The organism is Nonomuraea sp. NPDC051298, from assembly GCF_055586305.1.
In genome coordinates, this window is sequence record NZ_JBVJIM010000001.1 from 869,888 (window position 1) to 888,602 (window position 18,715).

18 protein-coding genes are annotated in these 18,715 nt (G+C 71.0%); 7 read left to right on the plus strand and 11 right to left on the minus strand.

The window, feature by feature from the left end; translation table 11 throughout:
• The first annotated feature begins 9 nt into the window (after positions 1-9).
• Positions 10-519, plus strand: a complete 510-nt coding sequence (locus ACZ6S0_RS04255; RefSeq protein ID WP_465913128.1) for an ArsR/SmtB family transcription factor — start codon at positions 10-12, stop codon at positions 517-519.
• A 5-nt stretch (positions 520-524) separates the two neighbouring features.
• Here ACZ6S0_RS04255 and valS read toward each other — a convergent pair whose 3' ends face one another.
• Positions 525-3,035, minus strand: a complete 2,511-nt coding sequence (valS, locus tag ACZ6S0_RS04260; RefSeq protein WP_465913129.1) for a valine--tRNA ligase — start codon at positions 3,033-3,035, stop codon at positions 525-527.
• A gap of 78 nt (positions 3,036-3,113) precedes the next feature.
• On the opposite strand from valS, the gene ACZ6S0_RS04265 reads away from it, so the two are divergent.
• Entirely contained in the window at positions 3,114-3,398 is a 285-nt protein-coding gene (locus ACZ6S0_RS04265) for a DUF4235 domain-containing protein (protein WP_344875221.1), read from the plus strand.
• Here ACZ6S0_RS04265 and ACZ6S0_RS04270 read toward each other — a convergent pair.
• The 3 genes from ACZ6S0_RS04270 to ACZ6S0_RS04280 are packed head-to-tail and all read right to left on the minus strand — an operon-like array spanning position 3,331 to position 7,276.
• Positions 3,331-4,764 carry an alpha,alpha-trehalose-phosphate synthase (UDP-forming) gene (locus tag ACZ6S0_RS04270; RefSeq protein ID WP_465913130.1) on the minus strand — a complete coding sequence of 478 codons (1,434 nt, stop codon included), beginning with the start codon at positions 4,762-4,764 and terminating at the stop codon, positions 3,331-3,333. The two genes, ACZ6S0_RS04265 and ACZ6S0_RS04270, sit on opposite strands and share 68 nt — an antisense overlap.
• A gap of 26 nt (positions 4,765-4,790) precedes the next feature.
• Positions 4,791-6,332 (minus strand): FAD-dependent monooxygenase, encoded by a 1,542-nt coding sequence (locus tag ACZ6S0_RS04275; RefSeq protein ID WP_465913131.1) that lies wholly within the window; start codon positions 6,330-6,332, stop codon positions 4,791-4,793.
• Positions 6,329-7,276, minus strand: coding sequence for an MBL fold metallo-hydrolase (locus ACZ6S0_RS04280; RefSeq protein WP_465913132.1), 948 nt, complete (start codon positions 7,274-7,276; stop codon positions 6,329-6,331). Before ACZ6S0_RS04280 ends, ACZ6S0_RS04275 begins: the two co-directional genes overlap by 4 nt.
• A gap of 110 nt (positions 7,277-7,386) precedes the next feature.
• Here ACZ6S0_RS04280 and paaI point away from each other — a divergent pair, with 110 nt between their 5' ends.
• The 3 genes from paaI to ACZ6S0_RS04295 are packed head-to-tail and all read left to right on the plus strand — an operon-like array spanning position 7,387 to position 9,672.
• Entirely contained in the window at positions 7,387-7,758 is a 372-nt protein-coding gene (gene paaI / locus ACZ6S0_RS04285) for a hydroxyphenylacetyl-CoA thioesterase PaaI (protein ID WP_465913389.1), read from the plus strand.
• Positions 7,755-9,062 (plus strand): phenylacetate--CoA ligase PaaK, encoded by a 1,308-nt coding sequence (paaK, locus tag ACZ6S0_RS04290; RefSeq protein WP_465913133.1) that lies wholly within the window; start codon positions 7,755-7,757, stop codon positions 9,060-9,062. The genes paaI and paaK overlap by 4 nt, the downstream gene beginning before the upstream one ends.
• 4 nt (positions 9,063-9,066) lie before the next feature.
• Entirely contained in the window at positions 9,067-9,672 is a 606-nt protein-coding gene (locus ACZ6S0_RS04295; RefSeq protein WP_465913134.1) for a TetR/AcrR family transcriptional regulator, read from the plus strand.
• A gap of 42 nt (positions 9,673-9,714) precedes the next feature.
• Here the strand turns inward: ACZ6S0_RS04295 and ACZ6S0_RS04300 are convergent, their stop codons facing one another.
• The 4 genes from ACZ6S0_RS04300 to ACZ6S0_RS04315 all read right to left on the minus strand — a co-directional run bounded on the left by ACZ6S0_RS04300 (position 9,715) and on the right by ACZ6S0_RS04315 (position 13,213).
• The gene (locus tag ACZ6S0_RS04300) at positions 9,715-10,542 is read right to left on the minus strand and encodes a hypothetical protein (RefSeq protein ID WP_465913135.1); all 828 of its coding nucleotides are present in this window, start codon (positions 10,540-10,542) and stop codon (positions 9,715-9,717) included.
• A 92-nt stretch (positions 10,543-10,634) separates the two neighbouring features.
• On the minus strand, positions 10,635-10,934 hold the full coding sequence (locus tag ACZ6S0_RS04305; protein ID WP_020542847.1) for a DUF4193 domain-containing protein: 300 nt from the start codon (positions 10,932-10,934) through the stop codon (positions 10,635-10,637).
• A gap of 321 nt (positions 10,935-11,255) precedes the next feature.
• The gene (locus ACZ6S0_RS04310; RefSeq protein WP_465913390.1) at positions 11,256-12,521 is read right to left on the minus strand and encodes a sensor histidine kinase; all 1,266 of its coding nucleotides are present in this window, start codon (positions 12,519-12,521) and stop codon (positions 11,256-11,258) included.
• Between the two features lie 38 nt (positions 12,522-12,559).
• Positions 12,560-13,213, minus strand: a complete 654-nt coding sequence (locus ACZ6S0_RS04315; RefSeq protein WP_344875238.1) for a response regulator transcription factor — start codon at positions 13,211-13,213, stop codon at positions 12,560-12,562.
• A gap of 233 nt (positions 13,214-13,446) precedes the next feature.
• Here ACZ6S0_RS04315 and ACZ6S0_RS04320 point away from each other — a divergent pair, with 233 nt between their 5' ends.
• A complete protein-coding gene (locus ACZ6S0_RS04320; protein WP_344875240.1) occupies positions 13,447-13,611 on the plus strand; it encodes a hypothetical protein in 165 nt (54 codons plus the stop codon).
• Between the two features lie 102 nt (positions 13,612-13,713).
• On the opposite strand, the gene ACZ6S0_RS04325 is transcribed toward ACZ6S0_RS04320, so the two are convergent.
• Together ACZ6S0_RS04325 and ACZ6S0_RS04330 are read right to left on the minus strand one after the other, a co-directional pair.
• The gene (locus tag ACZ6S0_RS04325) at positions 13,714-14,502 is read right to left on the minus strand and encodes an inositol monophosphatase family protein (protein WP_465913136.1); all 789 of its coding nucleotides are present in this window, start codon (positions 14,500-14,502) and stop codon (positions 13,714-13,716) included.
• Positions 14,502-16,478: a S9 family peptidase gene (locus tag ACZ6S0_RS04330; RefSeq protein WP_465913137.1), complete on the minus strand. Its 1,977-nt coding sequence runs from the start codon at positions 16,476-16,478 to the stop codon at positions 14,502-14,504. The genes ACZ6S0_RS04325 and ACZ6S0_RS04330 overlap by 1 nt, the downstream gene beginning before the upstream one ends.
• Before the next feature lie 56 nt (positions 16,479-16,534).
• Between ACZ6S0_RS04330 and ACZ6S0_RS04335 the strand changes: the two genes are divergently transcribed.
• Positions 16,535-17,515, plus strand: a complete 981-nt coding sequence (locus ACZ6S0_RS04335) for a ferrochelatase (RefSeq protein ID WP_465913138.1) — start codon at positions 16,535-16,537, stop codon at positions 17,513-17,515.
• Here the strand turns inward: ACZ6S0_RS04335 and ACZ6S0_RS04340 are convergent.
• Entirely contained in the window at positions 17,506-18,681 is a 1,176-nt protein-coding gene (locus ACZ6S0_RS04340; RefSeq protein ID WP_465913139.1) for a lytic transglycosylase domain-containing protein, read from the minus strand. The genes ACZ6S0_RS04335 and ACZ6S0_RS04340 overlap by 10 nt on opposite strands.
• Positions 18,682-18,715: the final 34 nt, after the last annotated feature.

The window sequence follows — 18,715 nt, forward strand, 5'->3', positions numbered from 1 at the left end:
TGGCGTGCCATGGGCACCAAACGCCGCCCCGCCACCGAGGCGGAGGCCCGCGCGCTGGCCTCCTCCACGCGGCTGCGCATCCTGCGGCTCTGCCTGGACCAGGCGCTCACCAACAAGGAGATCGCCGACCGGCTCGGCGCGAACCCGGCCACGACCCTGCACCACGTGCGCAGGCTCGTCGAGACCGGCTTCCTGGCGGCGGCGCCGAGCCGCCCCGGGCCGCGCGGCTCCACCGAGATCCCCTACCGGGCCACCGGCAAGTCATGGGAGATGGACATCCGCGAGAGCGGCGTGAGCAGCGCCATGCTCGACGCCTTCCTGGAGGAGGTGAGGTTGGCCGACGTCGAGGAGGGCGACTTCACCCGGCTCGGCCTGCGCCTCACCCCCGAGCGGCACGACGAACTGCGCCGGCGGCTGCAGGAGCTGCTCGACCACTTCCGCGACCTGGGGCCCGAGCCGGGCGGGGAGGCGTACTCGGTGTTCGTGGCCGTGCACCGCGACGTGACCCGAGACGCCTGAGCGCGTCAGCCCAGGTGGACCTCCACCTTCAGCGTGTCACCGTGGTCGAGCACGAACTCCTCGACGTTGCCCGCCGCGCACAGGTCGTCCTGTGCCCGCCGGACGACCTCGACGTCGGGCGCCCAGACGATCAGCCGCGACACCTCGGCCCGCATCGACGCCTTGGCTTCCGACTTGGCCTTGCGCACCTGCCCGAGCACCTCCGAGACCACGGCCAGCACGGCGGGGTCGCCCGCGCCGCGCTCCACGGCCGGCCAGGAGGCCCGGTGCACCGAGCCCTCGCGCCACCACGACCACACCTCTTCCGTCACGAAGGGCAGGAACGGCGCGAACAGCCGCAGCAGCGCGTCGAGCGCCTGCCGCAGCGCCGCGTGCGCCGAGGCCGAGGCGGCCCCCGACTCGTACGCGCGGGCCTTGACCAGCTCGACGTAGTCGTCGCAGAACGCCCAGAAGAAGCGCTCGACGGCCTCGATCGCCCGGGTGTGGTCGTAGGCGTCGAACGCCTCGGTGGCCTCACGCACCGCGTCGGACAGCGCCGCCAGCATCGACAGGTCGAGCGGCTCGGTGACGCCGGCGCCGTCGCTCTCGGCCAGCCCCAGCACGAACTTGGAGGCGTTCAGGATCTTGATGGCCAGCCGCCGCCCGATCTTGAGCTGGCCGGGGTCGAAGGCGGTGTCGACGCCGTAGCGCCCGTTGGCCGCCCAATAGCGCACCGCGTCGGAGCCGTGCTGCTCCAGCAGGTCGAGCGGGGTGACCACGTTGCCCTTGGACTTGGACATCTTCTTGCGGTCGGGGTCGAGGATCCACCCCGAGATCGCCACGTCGCTCCAGGGCAGCCCGTCGAACTCGTCGTGCGACCTGACCACGGTCGAGAACAGCCAGGTACGGATGATCTCGTGGGCCTGCGGCCGCAGGTCGGCCGGGTAGACCCGCCGGAACAGGTCGTCGTCGGCACCCCAGCGGCCGGCGATCAGCGGGGTCAGCGACGAGGTGGCCCAGGTGTCCATGACGTCGGGGTCGGCCATGAACCCGCCGGGCACGCCGCGCTGCTCCTCGGTGTAGCCGGGCGGCACGTCGGAGGACGGGTCGACGGGCAGCAGGTCCTCGGTGGGCAGGATCGGCGCGTCGTGCACGGGCTGCCCCGACGCGTCGATCGGGTACCACACCGGGAACGGCACGCCGAAGAAGCGCTGCCGCGAGATCAGCCAGTCGCTGGTGAGCCCCTCGACCCAGTTGTCGTAGCGCACCCGCATGTGCGGCGGGTGCCAGGTCAGCTCGCGCCCGCGGTCGAGCAGCCGTCGCCGCAGCTCCTCGTCGCGCCCGCCGTTGCGGATGTACCACTGGCGGGTGGTGACGATCTCGAGCGGCCGGTCGCCCTTCTCGTAGAACTTCACCGCGCGCCGCACGGGCCGGGGCTCGCCGTCGAGGTCGCCGGACTCGCGCAGCAGCTCCACGATGCGCTCGCGGGCGCTGTGCACGGTCTTGCCGGCCAGCTCCTTGTACGGTTCGGCCTCCACGCCGTCCGGCGGCTCGGGCAGCATCCGCCCGTCCCAGCCGATGACCGGGCGGGTGGGCAGGTGCAGCTCCCGCCACCAGGTGACGTCGGTGACGTCGCCGAACGTGCAGATCATCGCGATGCCGGTGCCCTTGTCGGGCTCGGCCAGCCGGTGGGCCAGCACCGGCACCTCGACCCCGAACAGCGGCGTCAGCACCGAGGTGCCGAACAGGTCACGGTAGCGCTCGTCGTCGGGATGGGCGACCAGCGCCACGCAGGCCGGGATCAGCTCGGGCCGGGTGGTCTCGATCCAGACCGAGCCCTTCTCGCCGTAGAAGGAGATCTTGTGGAAGGCGCCGGGCCACTCCCGGTCCTCCAGCTCGGCCTGGGCCACGGCGGTGCGGAAGCTGACGTCCCACAGCGTCGGCGCCTCGGCGAGGTACGCCTCGCCGCGCAGCAGGTTGCGCAGGAACGCCCGTTGTGAGATCGCCTGCGACTCGTCGCCGATCGTGGTGTAGAGCAGCGACCAGTCGACCGACAGCCCGACGCGCCGCCAGACCTCCTCGAACGCCCGCTCGTCGACGGCGGTCAGCTTGTGGCACAGCTCCACGAAGTTGCGCCGGGAGATCGAGATCTCGCGCTTGCCCGGCTTGTCAGGCGGGACGAAGCCGGGGTCGTAGGGCAGCGACGGGTCGCAGCGCACGCCGTAGACGTTCTGCACCCGGCGCTCGGTGGGCAGCCCGTTGTCGTCCCAGCCGATGGGGTAGAACACCGACTTGCCGATCATCCGCTGGTAGCGGGCCACGATGTCGGTGTGGGTGAAGGAGAAGACGTGACCCACGTGCAACGACCCCGACACGGTCGGTGGCGGCGTGTCGATCGCGTAGACCTGCTCACGTGGCTTGGAGCGGTCGAAGCGGTAGGTGCCCTCGGCCTCCCAGCGCGCTACCCATACCTGCTCCAAGCCGTCAAGGGTCGGCTTGTCGGGCATGGCGGAATGGCGTAGTCGCTGTTGAGTCATGCCTCCGTATGGTACGGCGTCGCAGGCGCGGCAAGAGGTAGAGACTAAGGTTCGTTACAAAGGGGAAGGGAGATCGACATGGCGGAGGAGAAGCCAGATATCGCCTGGCGCGTCATCGGCGGCCTGGTGGGTCTGGTGACCGCGTGGGCGGCGAGGAAGGTCCTCGGGTTCGCCTGGCAGAAGGCGACCGGCAAGGAGCCGCCCATCGACACCGACTCGCCCGAGGTCAGCATGGGAGAGGCGATCGGCTACGCGGTCGTCATGGGCGTGGGCATGTCGGTGGCCCAGATCGTGGTCAACCGGACCGCCAAGAAGCGCTACGACGCGTGGAAGTCACTGAAGCAGGTGACTCCAGGGCCGTGAGAAACTCGCTCGCCCAGCGGTCCACGTCGTAGGTGGCGACCCGGCGGCGCATCGTACGCATGCGGCGGGCCAGCTCGTGCGGCGTGGCCCGCATCGCCGCCAGCATCTGGCGCTTGAGGTCCTCCACGTCGTACGGGTTGACCAGGTACGCCTGCCGCAGCTCGTCGGCCGCCCCGGCGAACTCGCTCAGCACCAGCCCCCCGTGCAGGTCGTGGTGGCAGGAGACGTACTCCTTGGCCACCAGGTTCATGCCGTCGCGCAGGGGTGTGACGACCATCACGTCGGCGGCGAGATAGAGCGCCGCCAGCTCCTCGTGGTCGTACGACTGGTGGAAGTACCACACGGGCTGGTAGCCGAGCTGGGCGTGCTCGCCGTTGATCCGGCCGACCTGCAGCTCGATGTCGTCGCGCAGCTTGCGGTACTCCTCCACCCGTTCCCTGCTCGGCGTGGCGATCTGCACGAACACGGCCTCGCCGGGGTGCAGCCGCCCGTCGTTGAGCAGCTCGCCGAAGCCTTGGAGGCGCTGCCCGATGCCCTTGGTGTAGTCGAGCCGGTCCACGCCCAGCAGGACGTGCTCGGGATCGCCCAGCTCCACCCTGATCTCCTTGGCCCGCGCCACGATCTGCGGCTCGCGTACCAGTGAGTCGAGCTGGGCGAAGTCCACGGAGATCGGGAACGCCTGCGTGGTCACGGTCCGGTCGTCGAGGAAGATCTCGTTCCCCTTGTACGGCAGCCCCAGCAGCCTGCGGCACAGCCGCCGGAAGTTCGAGGCGCCGCCGGGGAGCTGGAAGCCCACCAGGTCGGCCCCGAGCAGCCCTTCGACCAGGTCCTTGCGCCACGGCAGCCGCCAGAACAGCTCCGTCGGCGGGAACGGGATGTGCAGGAAGAACCCGATCCGCAGGTCGGGCCTGAGCCTGCGCAGCATGGCGGGCACGAGCTGGAGCTGGTAGTCCTGCACCCACACGACCGCGCCCTCGTCGGCCGCGTCGGCGGCGGCCTGGGCGAAGCGCTGGTTGACGCTGCGGTACGTCTCCCACATCTCCCGCTCGAACACCGGCGTCACCACCACGTCGTGGTAGAGCGGCCACAGGCTGGCGTTGGAGAAGCCCTCGTAGTACAGCTCCACCTCGCGGGCCGACAGCGGGATGGGGATGAGGCTCATCCCGTCCTGCTCGAACGGCTCCAGTTCCTCGTCCGGCGCGCCGTGCCAGCCGGCCCAGGCTCCGTGGCGGCGCTTCATCACCGGAGAGAGAGCGGTGACGAGCCCTCCTGGGCTCCTGCGCCACGAGGCCGTTCCGTCCGGCTCGATCGTCCGGTCCACCGGCAACCGGTTCGCGACGATCAGAAACGAGCTACGGCCAGTCACGCGCTCCTCCTCTATGGGGTCATGTGTCAGGCAGGGCCGCCGAGCGCGCGGCCCATGGCGGCCACCACCGCGTCGGGCCCCGCCCGGGGGATGATCGCGGCGATGTGGGAATCGGGCCTGATGAGCCATGCCTCATCCGGCCCGGCGCCGAGCCTTTCCGCGAGTGAGCCGGTTCCGTCCATCTCCACGAGCCCGCGTACGGCGAGTGGCGCCGTAATGACCTTGCCCAAGACCTGTACAAACAAACGCGAATTACACATATCACCCAGCAACACCAGGAATCCATCCCGGGAAAACTCCCGCAACCGGCCTCCCGGCAGCGGCGCGTCGGGCAGGATCACGCCGGGCACGGGCGGGCACGGCGTGCCCTTCGGCGGGCGGCCGGGGAAGGGCCGCGCGGGCTCGGGCGTGGTGAGCGGGGAGTCCACGTACCAGAAGGGCTCGGCGAAGCGCCCCGAGTCCACCTCGGCGGCCCGCCCGCCCTCCAGCGCGGCCCGCCGCCGCATCCGCTCCTCGGCGCTCCTGGGCGCGAGGAAGCGCATGGTGGCGCCGGTCACCTCCAGGTTCTCCATGGCGGCCGCGTGCCGCTCGGCGTGGTACGACTCCAGCAGCCCCTCCCCCGCCCACCCGTTGAGCACGAAGGCCAGCTTCCAGGCCGCGTTCTCGGCGTCCGGCACGCCGGAGTTGAGCCCCCGCGCCCCGAACGGGGCCACCAGGTGGGCGCAGTCGCCCGCCAGCAGCACCCGTCCGACGCGCATGCGGGAGGCGATGCGGGAGTGGAAGCGGTAGGTGCTGTGCCAGAGCAGCTCGTACGGGCGACCTCCAATGATTTGCCGGATTTTTCGCGCTATTTCAACATCTGTTGGGATGGAGTCTGGCGGGATCTGCCAGTCGATCCGGTACGTGCCTCCCGGGCAGGGATGGATGAGCACCTGCCGGCCCGGGTTCCAGACGGGGTCGAAGTAGAAGCGGCGCTCGTTCTCCCACCCCGGCAGGTCGGCCCTGATGTCGCAGATCAGGAACTGGTCGCCGAACGTCTCCCCGCCGAAGGAGACCCCCAGCGCCGCCCGTACGGACTGGGCCCTGGCCCCCGCGCAGGCCAGCACGTAGGGGGCGCGCAGCAGCCGCCGGCCGCAGTGCACGGTGACGCCGGAGGCGTCCTGGGTCAGGCCGGTCACCTCGTGCCCCCAGCGCACCTCGATGAGCGGCTGCGCGGCGATCGCCTCGTCGAGGATCTCCTCGGTACGGGTCTGCGAGATGTTCACGCACGCCGGCAGCGGCCCCTCCCGCTCGAACGACCAGGAGAACAGCTCGCGGTCGCGGTAGTAGGTGCGGGCCGTGGTCCAGGCCAGCCCCTCCTCGGTCACCCTGCCCGCGCCCGCCGCGGCCCAGATGTCGAGCACGTCGCGCTGCTGGCAGATGGACTTCGAGCCGCTCGGCCCCCGTGCCGCGCGCTGGTCGAGCACCAGCACCTGGACGCCCCAGCGGGCCAGCAGCAGCGCGGCGCTCTGTCCCACCGGGCCCGCCCCGATCACGATGACCTGCGCGCCGCTCGTCTCGGGGATCACGACTGCAGTTCGTCCCACACGAGCCGGTCGCGCTCGGCGGTCCACACGCGGGGCCGCTCGACGCCGTGCAGTTCGTCCCAGAGCCTGGAGACGTTGAACGGCAGGCAGTGCTCGAAGATCGGCCAGGAGCCGTAGCGCGGCGCCAGGGCCCGGTGCGTCCGCTCGAACGCCTCCTTGAGCGACCCCGCCGCGCCCACCTCGCGCAGCATCACGGTCAGGAAGTCGCGGGTCTGCCCGATGGCCGCCGCCACGCCGTCGCGACCCCTGGCCAGAACGCCCCGGCCGCCGATGAGCGTCTCGGCCCCGAACGAGGCCACCCGGTCGAGCGTCGCCGAGGCCCAGTCGCGGTGGAAGGCGTCGCCGGTGTAGAGGGCGGCCTGCGACTCCACCAGGTCGCCCGCGAACAGGACCCGCTGCTCGGGCAGCCAGGCCACCAGGTCGCCCTCGGTGTGGCCGCGCCCGCAGTATTGGAGCACCAGGTCGCCGCGCCCGCCGCCGAGGTCGATGGTGAACCGGTCGCTGAACGTCGCCGTGGGCCAGGTCAGGCCCGGGATCGAGGCGGGCTCCCGGAACAGGCGGGGCATCCTGGCGTACTCGCCGGCCCAGTCTTCCGCGCCGCGCTCGGCGATCAGGTCGCGGGTCTTCTCGTGGGCGACGACGACGTCCGCGCCGAACGCCGACGCGCCCAGCACCCTGACCGCGTGGTAGTGCGACAGCACCAGGTATCTGACCGGCTTGCCGGTGTGCTCGCGCAGCCGGGCCAGCCAGGCGCGGGCGGCCACCGGGGTGGCCAGCGCCTCGAAGCAGACGAGGAAGTCCTCGCCCTCGATGGCGCCGACGTTCGGGTCGCCCTCGGCGGTCAGCGCGTACACGCCCGGCGCGGGCATCTCCAGGGACTGCCTCTTCTCGCCGAGATCCGCCGACGAGGCGAACGGCTTGGCCATCGCCCCTCCTCCCGTCGTCTGCCCACTTGACAGTGAAGTCCGGACGATGATTTGTTACCGAACATTCGGTCAGTTGACAAGGGAGAACTGCGTTGGAGAGCGCGCGTCGCATGATGGACGCCGACACCGCCTCCGCCGCCCTGGGCATCGAGCCGACGGAGCTGGGCGAGGGCCGCGCCGTGTGCCGCATGACCGTGACCCGCCAGATGATCAACGGGCACGACCTGTGCCACGGCGGCTACGTGTTCCTGCTGGCCGACACGGCGTTCGCAGGCGCGTGCAACAGCCACGGCCCGGTCACGGTCGCGGCCGGCGCGGAGATCGCCTTCGTCTCCCCCGCCCGCCTGGGCGACGTGCTGGTGGCCGAGGCCGCCGAGCGGACGCGTTTCGGCCGCAGCGGCATCTACGACGTCACCGTCAGAAGACAGGAAGACGGTCAGGTGGTCGCGGAGTTCCGCGGCCGGAGCCGGGAGCTGAAGTGAGACTGGGAGATCCCCCTGCCCCGCACGAGCTGGACCCGATCGAGCGGGTGTCCCGCGACGAGCTGATGGCGCTGCAACTGGAGCGCCTGCGGCGCACCCTCAGCCACGCCTACCACAACGTCCCCGTCTATCGGGACAAGTTCGACCGGGCCGGGGTGCACCCCAATGACTGCGAGCAGCTCGCCGACCTGGCGAAGTTCCCCTTCACCACCAAGCAGGACCTGCGCGACGGCTACCCGTTCGGCATGTTCGCCGTGCCCCGCGAGCAGGTCGCCAGGATCCACGCCTCCAGCGGCACCACCGGCCGTCCGACCGTCGTCGGCTACACCGCCGCCGACCTCGACGTCTGGGCGCAGGTCATGGCCCGTTCGATCCGCGCCTCCGGCGGGCGGCCCGGCGACATCGTGCACGTGGCCTACGGCTACGGCCTGTTCACCGGCGGGCTGGGCGCCCACTACGGGGCCGAGCGGCTGGGCTGCACCGTGGTGCCGGTCTCGGGCGGCATGACGCCCCGGCAGGTGCGGCTCATCGCCGACTTCCGGCCCGACATCATCATGGTCACGCCGTCGTACATGCTGGCCCTGCTGGACGAGTTCGCGGCGCAGGGCCTCGACCCGCGCGCCTCGTCCCTGCGGGTCGGCATCTTCGGCGCCGAGCCGTGGACCGAGAGCATGCGCGCCGAGATCGAGGAGCGCTTCGACCTGCACGCCGTGGACGTGTACGGCCTGTCGGAGGTGATGGGCCCCGGCGTGGCCAACGAGTGCGTCGAGTCGAAGGACGGCCTGCACGTCTGGGAGGACCACTTCTACCCCGAGACCGTCGACCCGTTCACCGGCGAGCCCGTCGGGGAGGGCGAGACGGGTGAGCTGGTCTTCACCAGCCTCACCAAGGAGGCCATGCCGGTCATCCGCTACCGCACCCGCGACCTGACCCGGCTGCTGCCCGGCACCGCCAGACCGGCCTTCCGCCGGATGGAGAAGGTGACCGGGCGGACCGACGACATGATCATCCTGCGCGGCGTGAACGTCTTCCCGACCCAGATCGAGGAGATCGTGCTGGGCGTCGAGGGCCTGTCGCCGCACTTCCAGCTCCACCTCACCCGGCCCGATCGGCTCGACGTGATGACGGTCATGGTCGAGGCGCGGCCCAGCCTCGGCGACGGGCGCGCGCGGGCCGGGCAGGCGCTGCGCAGGGCGGTCAAGGACAGCGTCGGGGTGAGCGTGGAGGTCGAGGTGGTCGACCCGGAGACGCTGGAGCGGTCGGTGGGCAAGCTCAAACGAGTCATCGACAAGCGGGATAATTGACGACATGGCCACCTCGAGCCCCACCCGTCAGCGCAGGCGCGGGCACGACCCCGAGTCGGTGCTGTCGATCGCCGTGGGCGTGTTCAACGAGCGCGGCTACGACGGCACCAGCATGGAAGACCTCGCCAGGGCGCTCGGCGTCACCAAGTCGGCCATCTACTACCACGTGCCGGGCAAGGAGCAGCTCCTCGCCCGTGCGCTGGACCGGGCGCTGGACGGGCTGTTCGAGATGGTGACCGACGAGCGCGCGGTCTCGGGGGCGGCCGTCGACCGGCTGGAGTGGGTGGTCCGGCAGAGCGTGCGCATCCTCGTCGACCGCCTGCCGTACGTGACGCTGCTGCTGCGGGTGCGCGGCAACAGCCGTACCGAGCGGGCGGCGCTGGAGCGGCGGCGGGAGTTCGACCGCTTCGTCAGCGGCCTGGTCAGGGAGGCGGCGGCGGAGGGCGGCATCCGGGCCGACGTCGATCCCGGCCTGGTGACGCGCCTGCTCTTCGGCGCCGTGAACTCGATCACGGAGTGGTACCAGCCGGTCCGTGGCGCCTCGGCCGACGCCCTGTCGGACGCCCTGCTCAAGATGACCTTCGACGGCCTGCGCTCCGGCGCGGCCTGACGGCCGGCCCTGCCGGGACCCGCGTGGGGTTGGTGCCGCGGCTCAGCGGTCGAGCTCGCCGCGGCTGTCCGGCTCGACGGACGTGTCCCGCGCCCCTCGGACCAGCGGGTGCTTGCCGCGCAGGTCGTTGCGGACGGCCTCGCCGAGCTTCTTCGTCGCCATGCGGTTGAGCGCGCCCCCGGCGACGGCGCCGGTCAGGAAGGGCCCGAACGTGGTCAGATGGCGCCCCAGCGTACGCATGAGGCGGTTGCGCAGCGCCGTCTTGGTGGCCGCCCCGAGCGCCAGGGAGACGGACGCGGGGGCGAGCGGGTCGATGCCGCGTTGTCTGGCCCAGGCCGCGGTGAACGCGGCGGCGCGCTGGGCTCCAGAGCCCTCGACGCGTACGCCGTAGACCTCGTGCAGCTCGGCCAGCAGCTTGACCTCGACGGCGGCGACGACGATGGTCTCGGCGACGAGTTGGGCGGGGGCGGAGAGCAGGAGGGGTGGCGCGGCGAACTCGGCCGCCGCCAGTGCTCCGCCGATCGCGCCGACCGCCATCGTGGCCTTCTGGGCGGTACGCACCAGGTCGTCGGCGAGTTCCTCGCCGGTCAGGCCGTGATGATGCTCGGCAAGCGTGTGCAGATCCCTGATCGGGATGCGCGGCGCGATGTTGAGGAAGATGTCTGCCAGCCAGCGACCCCGGCCCACGCCGGACGCCCTTGCCCGCTTCGCCCCGGCGGAGAGCGTATGGGCTAGTCGGCCGAGCAGCCTGCGCCGCTCGGCCGGCTCGAGCTCACCGGACGCGGTGAGCCTGCCTACGAGTTCGCCGACCTCACGTTCGGGGTCGGCGACCTCACTGCCTGGTTGCCGATCTTTCTCGGGTACGGCCACGCGATTGCCTCCGTGTCTCATGGTCGCGATCGCTCAGGTTTGGCGGGTTTTCGATGCGTGTTCCCTCTGGCCTGAGTCTGTCGCTCCAGAAATTAGGCGGCGCACTCCCGGCAGACCTGCTGGCCGTTCTTCTCGGAGGCCAGTTGGCTGCGGTGATGCACCAGGAAGCAGCGCGAGCAGGTGAACTCGTCAGCCTGACGGGGGATCACCCGCAGGGACAGCTCTTCGTTCGACAGATCCGCACCGGGCAGTTCGAGCGACTCGGCCAGATCGGTCTCGTCGATGTCGATGCTGCCTGAAGACTTGTCGGTGCGCCGCGCCTGGAGCTCCTGGAGGCTGTCCTCCCCCAGGTCGTCGTCTGTCTTGCGCGGGCTGTCGTAGTCGGTAGCCATTGTGCTTACTCCATCCCCCTCATCTATATGTCTTCGCGCTCGTCGCGCGTCTTGTAACGTCCGGGAAGCCCATCTTGTGCCCGTTCCGTCGGGGAGATTTCCCATCGGTACCCCGCGGAAACGGACAACGAACCTCCCAACACGGACGGGCCTGCCGCCGATGGCAATGGTTAGCCAAATATGGCGAAACCCACAGCCTTGGCGTCATGCACCACCGTGTTCGACGGCACATCCAACCACATGTGCGGCGTGAATGAGACGCCCCCCGGGGCTCAACACGCACATCTGCGCGCGGACGAACGCCCCTGAATGGCACGGACGTCAGCGCCTCGGCAGTTGAATGGTCACGACGAGCCCTCCACCATCACGCGGCACAGCGGTCACGTTCCCCCCGTGCGCCTGTACCACCGCACGAACGATGGACAGCCCCAGACCCGATCCCTTGGCCGAATCCACACGGTCCGCGTGGAGTCTCCTGAACGGCTCGAACAGGCTGTTCACCTCGTACGCCGGGACGTGCTGCCCCGTGTTGGCCACCTGAACAACCAAGGCACCGTCCGCCATTCCCGTCCGGATCCAGACTTTTCCGTTTTCGGGAATGTTGTACTTGACCGCGTTCTCGAGCAGGTTGCTGACCGAGCGCTCCAGGAGCACCGGATCGCCTATGGTAGGCGCGCTGACCAGATCGGCGCTCACGGTCACGCCGTGCTCGTCGGCGAAGGGCGTGACCTGCTCCACGGCCGTCTGGGCGACCTCCTTGACGTCGAGCGGCTTGCGCACGGCCAGCTCGCGTTCGCTCCTGGCGAGCAGCAGCAGCCCCTCGATGAGCTTCTCGTTGCGCGCGTTGACCTCGAGGAGGGTACGGCCGAGCGCCTTGAGATCCTCCGACGCCTCAGGGTCCGACAGGGCGATCTCCAGGACCGTCCGGTTGATCGTGAGGGGGGTGCGCAGCTCGTGCGAGGCGTTGGCCACGAACCTGCGCTGGGTGTCGAAGGCGACGTTGAGCCTGGTGAGCATGGCGTCGAAGGTGTCGGCCAGCTCCTTCAGCTCGTCGCTGGGGCCTTCGAGGGCGATGCGCTGGTGGGCCAGGGTGCTCTCGGACAGCTTGCGCGCCGTGGCCGTCATCCTGGCCACCGGCCGAAGCGCCCGGTCGGCCACGAAGTAGCCGATGATGAGCGCCAGGATCCCCACGCCCACCAGCGCCATCACCGAGTTCCTGAGCACCGCGTCCCTGGCGTACTGCACCGCCACCGGCTGAAATGCGCGCATGGCCTGCTGGAGCTGCGCGTCGAAGGTCGGCGACAGGTCGGTCCTGAAAGTGGGCCACGCCTCGCTGATGGCGTTGCCGACGATGACGTAGACGGAGAAGAGCAGCACGGCCGCGGCGGCGAACACCAGCGCTCCATAGGTGAGCGTCAGCCGCCACCGGATGCTGACCTTGCCGGGAAGGTCCTTCACACGTTCCATAGTGGAGCGTGGAGTCGTCGCCTGCCCAAGCGGAGGGGGGCCGTCCCAGGCGGGTGGCCCGGCAGGTGGCGGGGCCTCCTGCACGCGCGTGGCCTTCCTGGACGAATGCGGGCTGATCATCGGGTGCGTCGGGCCCGCCTCGCGCTCTGGCCTGTCGGTCACAACTTGTACCCAACCCCGGGCACGGTCTCGATCACCTGAGGCTCGCCCAGCTTCTTCCGCAGCGTCATCATGGTCACGCGGACCACGTTCGTGAAGGGGTCGATGTTCTCGTCCCACGCCTTGTCCAGCAGGTCCTCCTGGCTGACGACGGCGCCCTCGGCCCGCATCAGCTCCTCGAGCACCGCGAACTCCTTCTTGGTCAGCACGACCTCCCTGCCGTCGCGCTCCACCAGCCGCTTGCCCGGGTCGAGCCGGATCCCGGCCCGCTCCAGCACGGGCGGCAGGGCGGGGGCGGAGCGGCGGCCGAGCGCGCGGACCCTGGCGACCAGCTCGATGAACACGAACGGCTTGGCCAGGTAGTCGTCGGCACCGAGGCCGAGCCCCTCGACCTTGTCGTCCACGTCGCCGGACGCGGTCAGCATGAGGATGCGCGAGGCCGACCGTTGCTCCACCAGCCGGCGGCACACCTCGTCACCGTGCACGACCGGCAGGTCACGGTCGAGCACGATCACGTCGTAGTCGATGTAGGAGGTGCGCTCAAGGGCGCCCCCGCCGTCGTACGCGACGTCGACGGCCATCGCCTCACGGCGCAGCCCGGTCGCGATCGCGTCCGCGAGCACCCGCTCGTCCTCTACCACCAGCACGCGCACGCCTGGCACACCTCTCTCCGGTTCCGGTCACTCATTCTGCCCACAGCATCGATAAGCGCACGGTAAGGCATGTTCAGGCGTTGGTACGCCATGGTGCGGCGAAGCACGGAGAAATTCATGTTTCGGGGTGTGACCAGCCGGGGTATGCCTGCGGGACACCCATTGCCCGGACTTCATCCGGCATTGGGAGACTTCGCCCCCCGCACAGTTCGAACCCCCAGGGAGTAGGTGAGATGGGCGAGTTCACGACCACGATCGAACACCGCCTCGACCAGGCTTACAAGGGCCTCCGGGAGGCCCGTATCGTCGGCGACGACTACCTCGCCGACACCCTCACCGCCGAGATCGAGGACCTGCGCAGGCTGGCCGACGATCACGGCATCCCGTTGCCCCGTTAACCGAGCGAAACGGCCGGAGCCCGGCTCCGGCCGTTTCGCGCCTCCATCCGGACGCCTCCGCCCCGACGGCACCGTCCCGACGGCACCCGGGCGGGGCTCGCGTCAGGAGTCGCGTTCCGGGTTCAGCGGGGCCAGGAGGTCGTGCAGCTCCTCGAACAGGCCCTGAGCCGCGCACAGCGCGTAGTCGGGGCTGACCGGCCTGCCGCGCAGCCCGCCGAGCCGGGCCCCCGCCTCGGTGGCGACCAGCCCGGCCGCGGCGTAGTCCCAGTAGTTGACGCCGCGCTCGTAGTACGCGTCCACCCGGCCCGCCGCCACCGAGCAGAGGTCGATGGCGCACGAGCCGCCGCGCCGGATGTCGCGTACGCGCGGCAGCACCTTCGCCACCACCTCGCCCTGGACCTCGCGCCGCGCCGTGGAGTAGCCGAAGCCGGTCGCGACCAGGGCCCGCGCCAGCGGCACCCCGGTGTTGCAGCGCAGCCGTTCGCTCCCCAGCCAGGCGCCCTCGCCGAGCGCCGCCGTGTAGACCTCGCCGCGCTGCGGCACGTTGACGACCCCGGCCACGACCTGGCCGCCGACCTCGACGGCGATGGACACCGCCCAGTCCGGCAGGCCGTACAGGAAGTTGACGGTGCCGTCGACGGGGTCGACGATCCAGCGCACGTCGGACTCGCCGGGCGCCTCTCCCCCTTCCTCGCCGAGGATCCGGTCGCCGGGCCTGGCGGCCAGGATGCGTTCGCGGATCAGCTCTTCCGACGCCTTGTCCAGCGCGGTGACCACGTCGGTGGGGCTGGACTTGGTCTCGACCTCGCCGGACATCGTGGGCCGCTTGGCCAGCAGCATGTCACCGGCCTCGCGGGCGATGTCGGCGGCGAGCCGCAGGAAGGCCGTCATCAGGCCACCGAGTCCGGGCGCTTCCACTCCTGGCCGAGCACGTGGTGGGCCAGGAAGGCCAGGACCGTCTCGTACCAGGCGACGGAGTTGCCGGGTTTGAGTATCCAGTGGTTCTCGTCGGGGAAGTACAGGAACTTCGACTCCACCTCGCTGCGCCGCAGGTCCCACCACAGCCGCAGGGCCTCGCCGATCGGCACCCGGTAGTCCTTGTCGCCGTGGATGACGAGCAGCGGGGTGGTGATCTTGTCGAGGGCGTGGTGCGGGGACAGGAGCTGGTAGCGCTCGGAGCCGGGCTCGCCGAACTCGCGCTGCCAGTACATGGCCAGGTCGGTGGTGCCGGCGAACTGGTCGAGGTGCCACAGTGAGGCGTGGGTGACGATGGCCTTGTAGCGGTCGGTGTGACCGGCGAGCCAGTTGGCCATGTAACCGCCGAACGAGCCGCCCATCGCGGCGATGCGCTCGCCGTCGATGTCGTCCCTGTCGAGGACGGCGTCCACGATCGCGTCGAGGTCGGCCTGGGTGCGCGGGCCCCAGTTGCCCCAGCCCCGGTCGATCATGGGCTGGCCGTAGCCGGTGGACAGGCAGGGGTCGGGCAGGAGCACGGCGTACCCGTGCTGCACCATGATCCACGCCTGCCAGCGCCACTGCCAGTCGTTCCACGAGGCGACCGGGCCGCCGTGGATCCACAGCAGGAACGGCGCGGGGTCGGCGGCCGAGGCGCCCTCGGGCAGGGCGAGCCAGCCGCGGATGGTGGCGCCGTCGTCGGCGGTGGCGGTGACCTCGGTCAGCGTGCCGGACACCGCGGGTCGCGGCGCGGGCGAGGGCAGAGCGGCGATCTCGCCGGTGACGGCGTCGATCCTGGCCGGGGCGGGCGCGAGGTCGACGGCGCTGTGCACCGCGTAGACGAAGCGGCCGTCGGGCGACGGGTTCAGCTCGCGGTAGGCGGCGTCGTCGCCGGTGAGCCGGGTGGCCTCGCCGTCCAGCGGGACGCGGAAGACCGGGCGGCGGCCCTGGAAGTCGGCGGTGAGGTAGACGGCCGAGGAGTCGGGCGCCCACGCGACGCCGTCGGGGAACAGGTCGGGAGCGTACGCGCGGCCCTGCCCGGTGGCGAGGTCGGCGATCCACAGCTCGCTGCGCGCCGAGACGTCCAGCCCGGTGTGCCGTTCGCGGGAGCAGGCGATGCTGGCGCCGTCGGGGGAGATCGCCAGCGGGCCGCCGAAGTCGTGGCCGGCGTCGGTGAGCAGTACGCGGCGCTCGCCGGTGGCCACGTCGACGGCCACCAGGTCGGTCCGCCACTCGCCCTTCGGCAGGTAGGTGCGCCAGGTGGTGATCACGGTGGCGCCGTCGGGGGTCAGCTCGAACGCGCCCTCGCGCAGCGCCTCACCGGCGTCGGGGGTCAGGTCGCGCACGTCCTCCAGCCGGTCGTCGCCCAGCCTGGCCGCGAACAGCCGGGCGCGGCCGGGGCCGAGGTCGTGGTCCCAGAAGCGCATCGGGTAGCCCTCGAACAGGACGGCGCTGATCCCGGCGTCCTTGCGGGCCTTGCGCTTGTCGTCCTCCGCCGCCTCCTCGCCGTCGAGCACGTCGGCGGAGAAGACCACCACGTCGCCGACCGTGCGTACGGCGCCGATGCCGCCGGGCCTGGTGGCCACCTGGCGGGCCTCACCGCCCGCGCGGGGCAGCAGCCACAGCGAGGAGACCTCGTCGCCGGAGTCCTTGACGGTGGGGTCGGGGCGGGCGGAGGTGAACAGCACGTCGCCCGCGGCCGTGAAGACCGCGGCGCCCTCTCCCTTGGCCGAGCGCGTCAGCCGGTACGGTTCGCCGTCCACGGGGATGGCCCAGAGCGCGGTGCCGAACGACTTGCCGTCGGGGTTGAGTGACTGAACGGTGGAGACCAGCCTGGAGCCGTCGGGAGAGAGTCTCAGCGAGAGGACCCGGGGGATGGCCACATAGTCACGAATGTCATTGAATGCGCTCACTCGATCGAACCTACCTCCCGGGAGTGACCATGGACACTCCGCCATAGGGTTGTCACGTGGGAATTTACGACGCCTTGCTGGTCCTGTCGTTCGGCGGCCCCGAGGGGCCCGACGACGTGATGCCGTTCCTGGAGAACGTCGTGCGCGGCCGGGGCGTGCCGCGCGAGCGCCTGCTGGAGGTGGCCGAGCACTACCAGAGCTTCGGCGGGGTCAGCCCGATCAATCGGCAGAACCGTGACCTGGTCGAGGCGCTGCGTCCGACCGCCGGGGTGCCGGTCTACTGGGGCAACCGCAACTGGCGCCCGTTCGGCGAGGACACCGTGCGCGAGATGCGCTCCGACGGCGTCAGGAAGGCCGCGGTGTTCGCCACGTCCGCGTTCGCGGGCTACTCGAGCTGCCGCCAGTACTATGAGGACATCGACCGCATCTCGGTCGAGGGCGGCCCCGAGCTGGTGAAGCTGCGCCACTACGGCGAGCACCCGGGCTTCGTGGCGGCGCTGGCCGACCACACGCGGGCGGCGCTGGAGCGGCTCGGCCGCGACGACGCCCGGCTGGTCTTCACCGCCCACAGCATCCCGGTGTCCATGGCCGAGACCGCGGGCCCGTCGGGCGGCCTGTACGAGGCGCAGCTCCGCAGGAGCGCCGAGCTGGTCAACCAGGCGCTGGGCCGCACGCGGCCGTGGGACCTGGTGTGGCAGTCGCGCAGCGGGCCGCCGCAGGTGCCGTGGCTGGAGCCGGACGTGTGCGACCACCTGCGCAAGACCGACGCCGGCTCGGTGGTGCTGGTGCCGATCGGGTTCGTCTCCGACCACATGGAGGTGGTCTACGACCTCGACACCGAGGCCAGAGCGGTGGCGGCGGAGCTGGGCCTGCCGATGGAGCGGGCGGCGACGGCCGGCACGCATCCGAGTTTCGTGCGGATGGTGCGCGAGCTGATGGAGGAGCCCGAGCCCGTGCCGTGCCCGCTCACCTGCTGCCCGCCGCCCCCGCGCAGGCGTCCCCAGGCGACTCCGGTGGCGCAGGTGCCTCAGGTGTAGGTGCGGGCGTACGCCTCGGCGATCCCCATGACCTTGTTCACGTAGTCCCACGAGTGGTTGTAGAACCAGATCGCCTTGCGCAGCTTCTCGCCGCCCTGCCCGGCCTTGTTGGCGCACAGGTAGTTGGCCGCGCCGGGCACGGCGTCGTACGCGCTCCAGATGTCCTTCTTGCCGTCACCGTCGCCGTCCACGCCGTACGCCTTCCAGGTGGCGGGCATGAACTGCATCGGCCCGAGCGCGCCCGCGCTCGACGGCCCGTTGTTGCGGCCGTGCCCGCTCTCCACCTGGCCGATCGCGGCCAGCACCGTCCACGACAGCCCGGGGCAGCGGGTGGCGGCGGCCTTGTAGAGCTCCAGGTAGCTGCCAGGACGGCCGACCGTGACCTGCTGCGGTTGTTCGGCGGGCTGCTGCTGCTTGGGCGTGCGGGCGGCCGCGTCCAGCATGACGACCTGGGCCTTCTTGCCGAGCACCTTGCGCACGCCCGACTCGCTGATCTTGCCCTCCTTGCCGTGCAGCAGCACCGCGACGCCCGGCGCGAACCCCAGTGACCGGCCCGCGTCCGCGCTGATCAGGCCGTCGACGCCGGAGAGCCCGAGCGTGGCCGAGGCCGCGACGCGCAGCCGGGGACCGCCGTCCACCTGGTAGAGGCCGCCCAGGACCATCCCGAACTTCTTCATCGAGCCGGCGTCGACCACCAGCTCGCCCCTGACCAGCGCGCTCCACACGGCGGGCTGGTCGGCGACGGGCCCTGGCGTCCAGGAGCGGAAGCCGGCCGGGTCGACGGCCAGCAGGTTCAGTGTGGTGCCCGACACCTTGACCGCGCCCGCGTCCACGACCGTCACCTTCTGCACGTGCGCCAGCTCGCTCAGCGCGAACCTGGTCTCCTTCGGCACGGTGCCCGCGGCGACGGCCAGCACGCGCGGCGGGGTCGGGGTGACGCCGGGGCCGCCCTGCCCGAAATCCTGGACCGGAGCGGCGCTCGGGACGAGCCGGTCGAGGCCGGCGGCGGCGGTCTGCTGGGCGAGCGGCTGCCTGCGCGCCGGTTCCTGCGCGCTCTTGACCAGGTCGTCACCCATGATCACGACAACGCCGCCGGCCGCCGCCGTGACCGCGAGCACAGCGGCGGCGATGAGCATGACCGCACGGAGCGTGGGAAGACCCGACACTCGGGACACGTTAACTCACCCCGCCCGTAAAGCA

Bases quoted from the DNA above. Each gene is read 5' to 3' on its own strand.
- ACZ6S0_RS04255 (WP_465913128.1), top strand. From the start codon at position 10: ATGGGCACCAAACGCCGCCCCGCCACCGAGGCGGAGGCCCGCGCGCTG.
- valS (WP_465913129.1), bottom strand. From the start codon at position 3,035: ATGACTCAACAGCGACTACGCCATTCCGCCATGCCCGACAAGCCGACC.
- ACZ6S0_RS04265 (WP_344875221.1), top strand. From the start codon at position 3,114: ATGGCGGAGGAGAAGCCAGATATCGCCTGGCGCGTCATCGGCGGCCTG.
- ACZ6S0_RS04280 (WP_465913132.1), bottom strand. From the start codon at position 7,276: ATGGCCAAGCCGTTCGCCTCGTCGGCGGATCTCGGCGAGAAGAGGCAG.
- paaI (WP_465913389.1), top strand. From the start codon at position 7,387: ATGATGGACGCCGACACCGCCTCCGCCGCCCTGGGCATCGAGCCGACG.
- ACZ6S0_RS04295 (WP_465913134.1), top strand. From the start codon at position 9,067: ATGGCCACCTCGAGCCCCACCCGTCAGCGCAGGCGCGGGCACGACCCC.
- ACZ6S0_RS04305 (WP_020542847.1), bottom strand. From the start codon at position 10,934: ATGGCTACCGACTACGACAGCCCGCGCAAGACAGACGACGACCTGGGG.
- ACZ6S0_RS04310 (WP_465913390.1), bottom strand. From the start codon at position 12,521: ATGATCAGCCCGCATTCGTCCAGGAAGGCCACGCGCGTGCAGGAGGCC.
- ACZ6S0_RS04320 (WP_344875240.1), top strand. From the start codon at position 13,447: ATGGGCGAGTTCACGACCACGATCGAACACCGCCTCGACCAGGCTTAC.
- ACZ6S0_RS04325 (WP_465913136.1), bottom strand. From the start codon at position 14,502: ATGACGGCCTTCCTGCGGCTCGCCGCCGACATCGCCCGCGAGGCCGGT.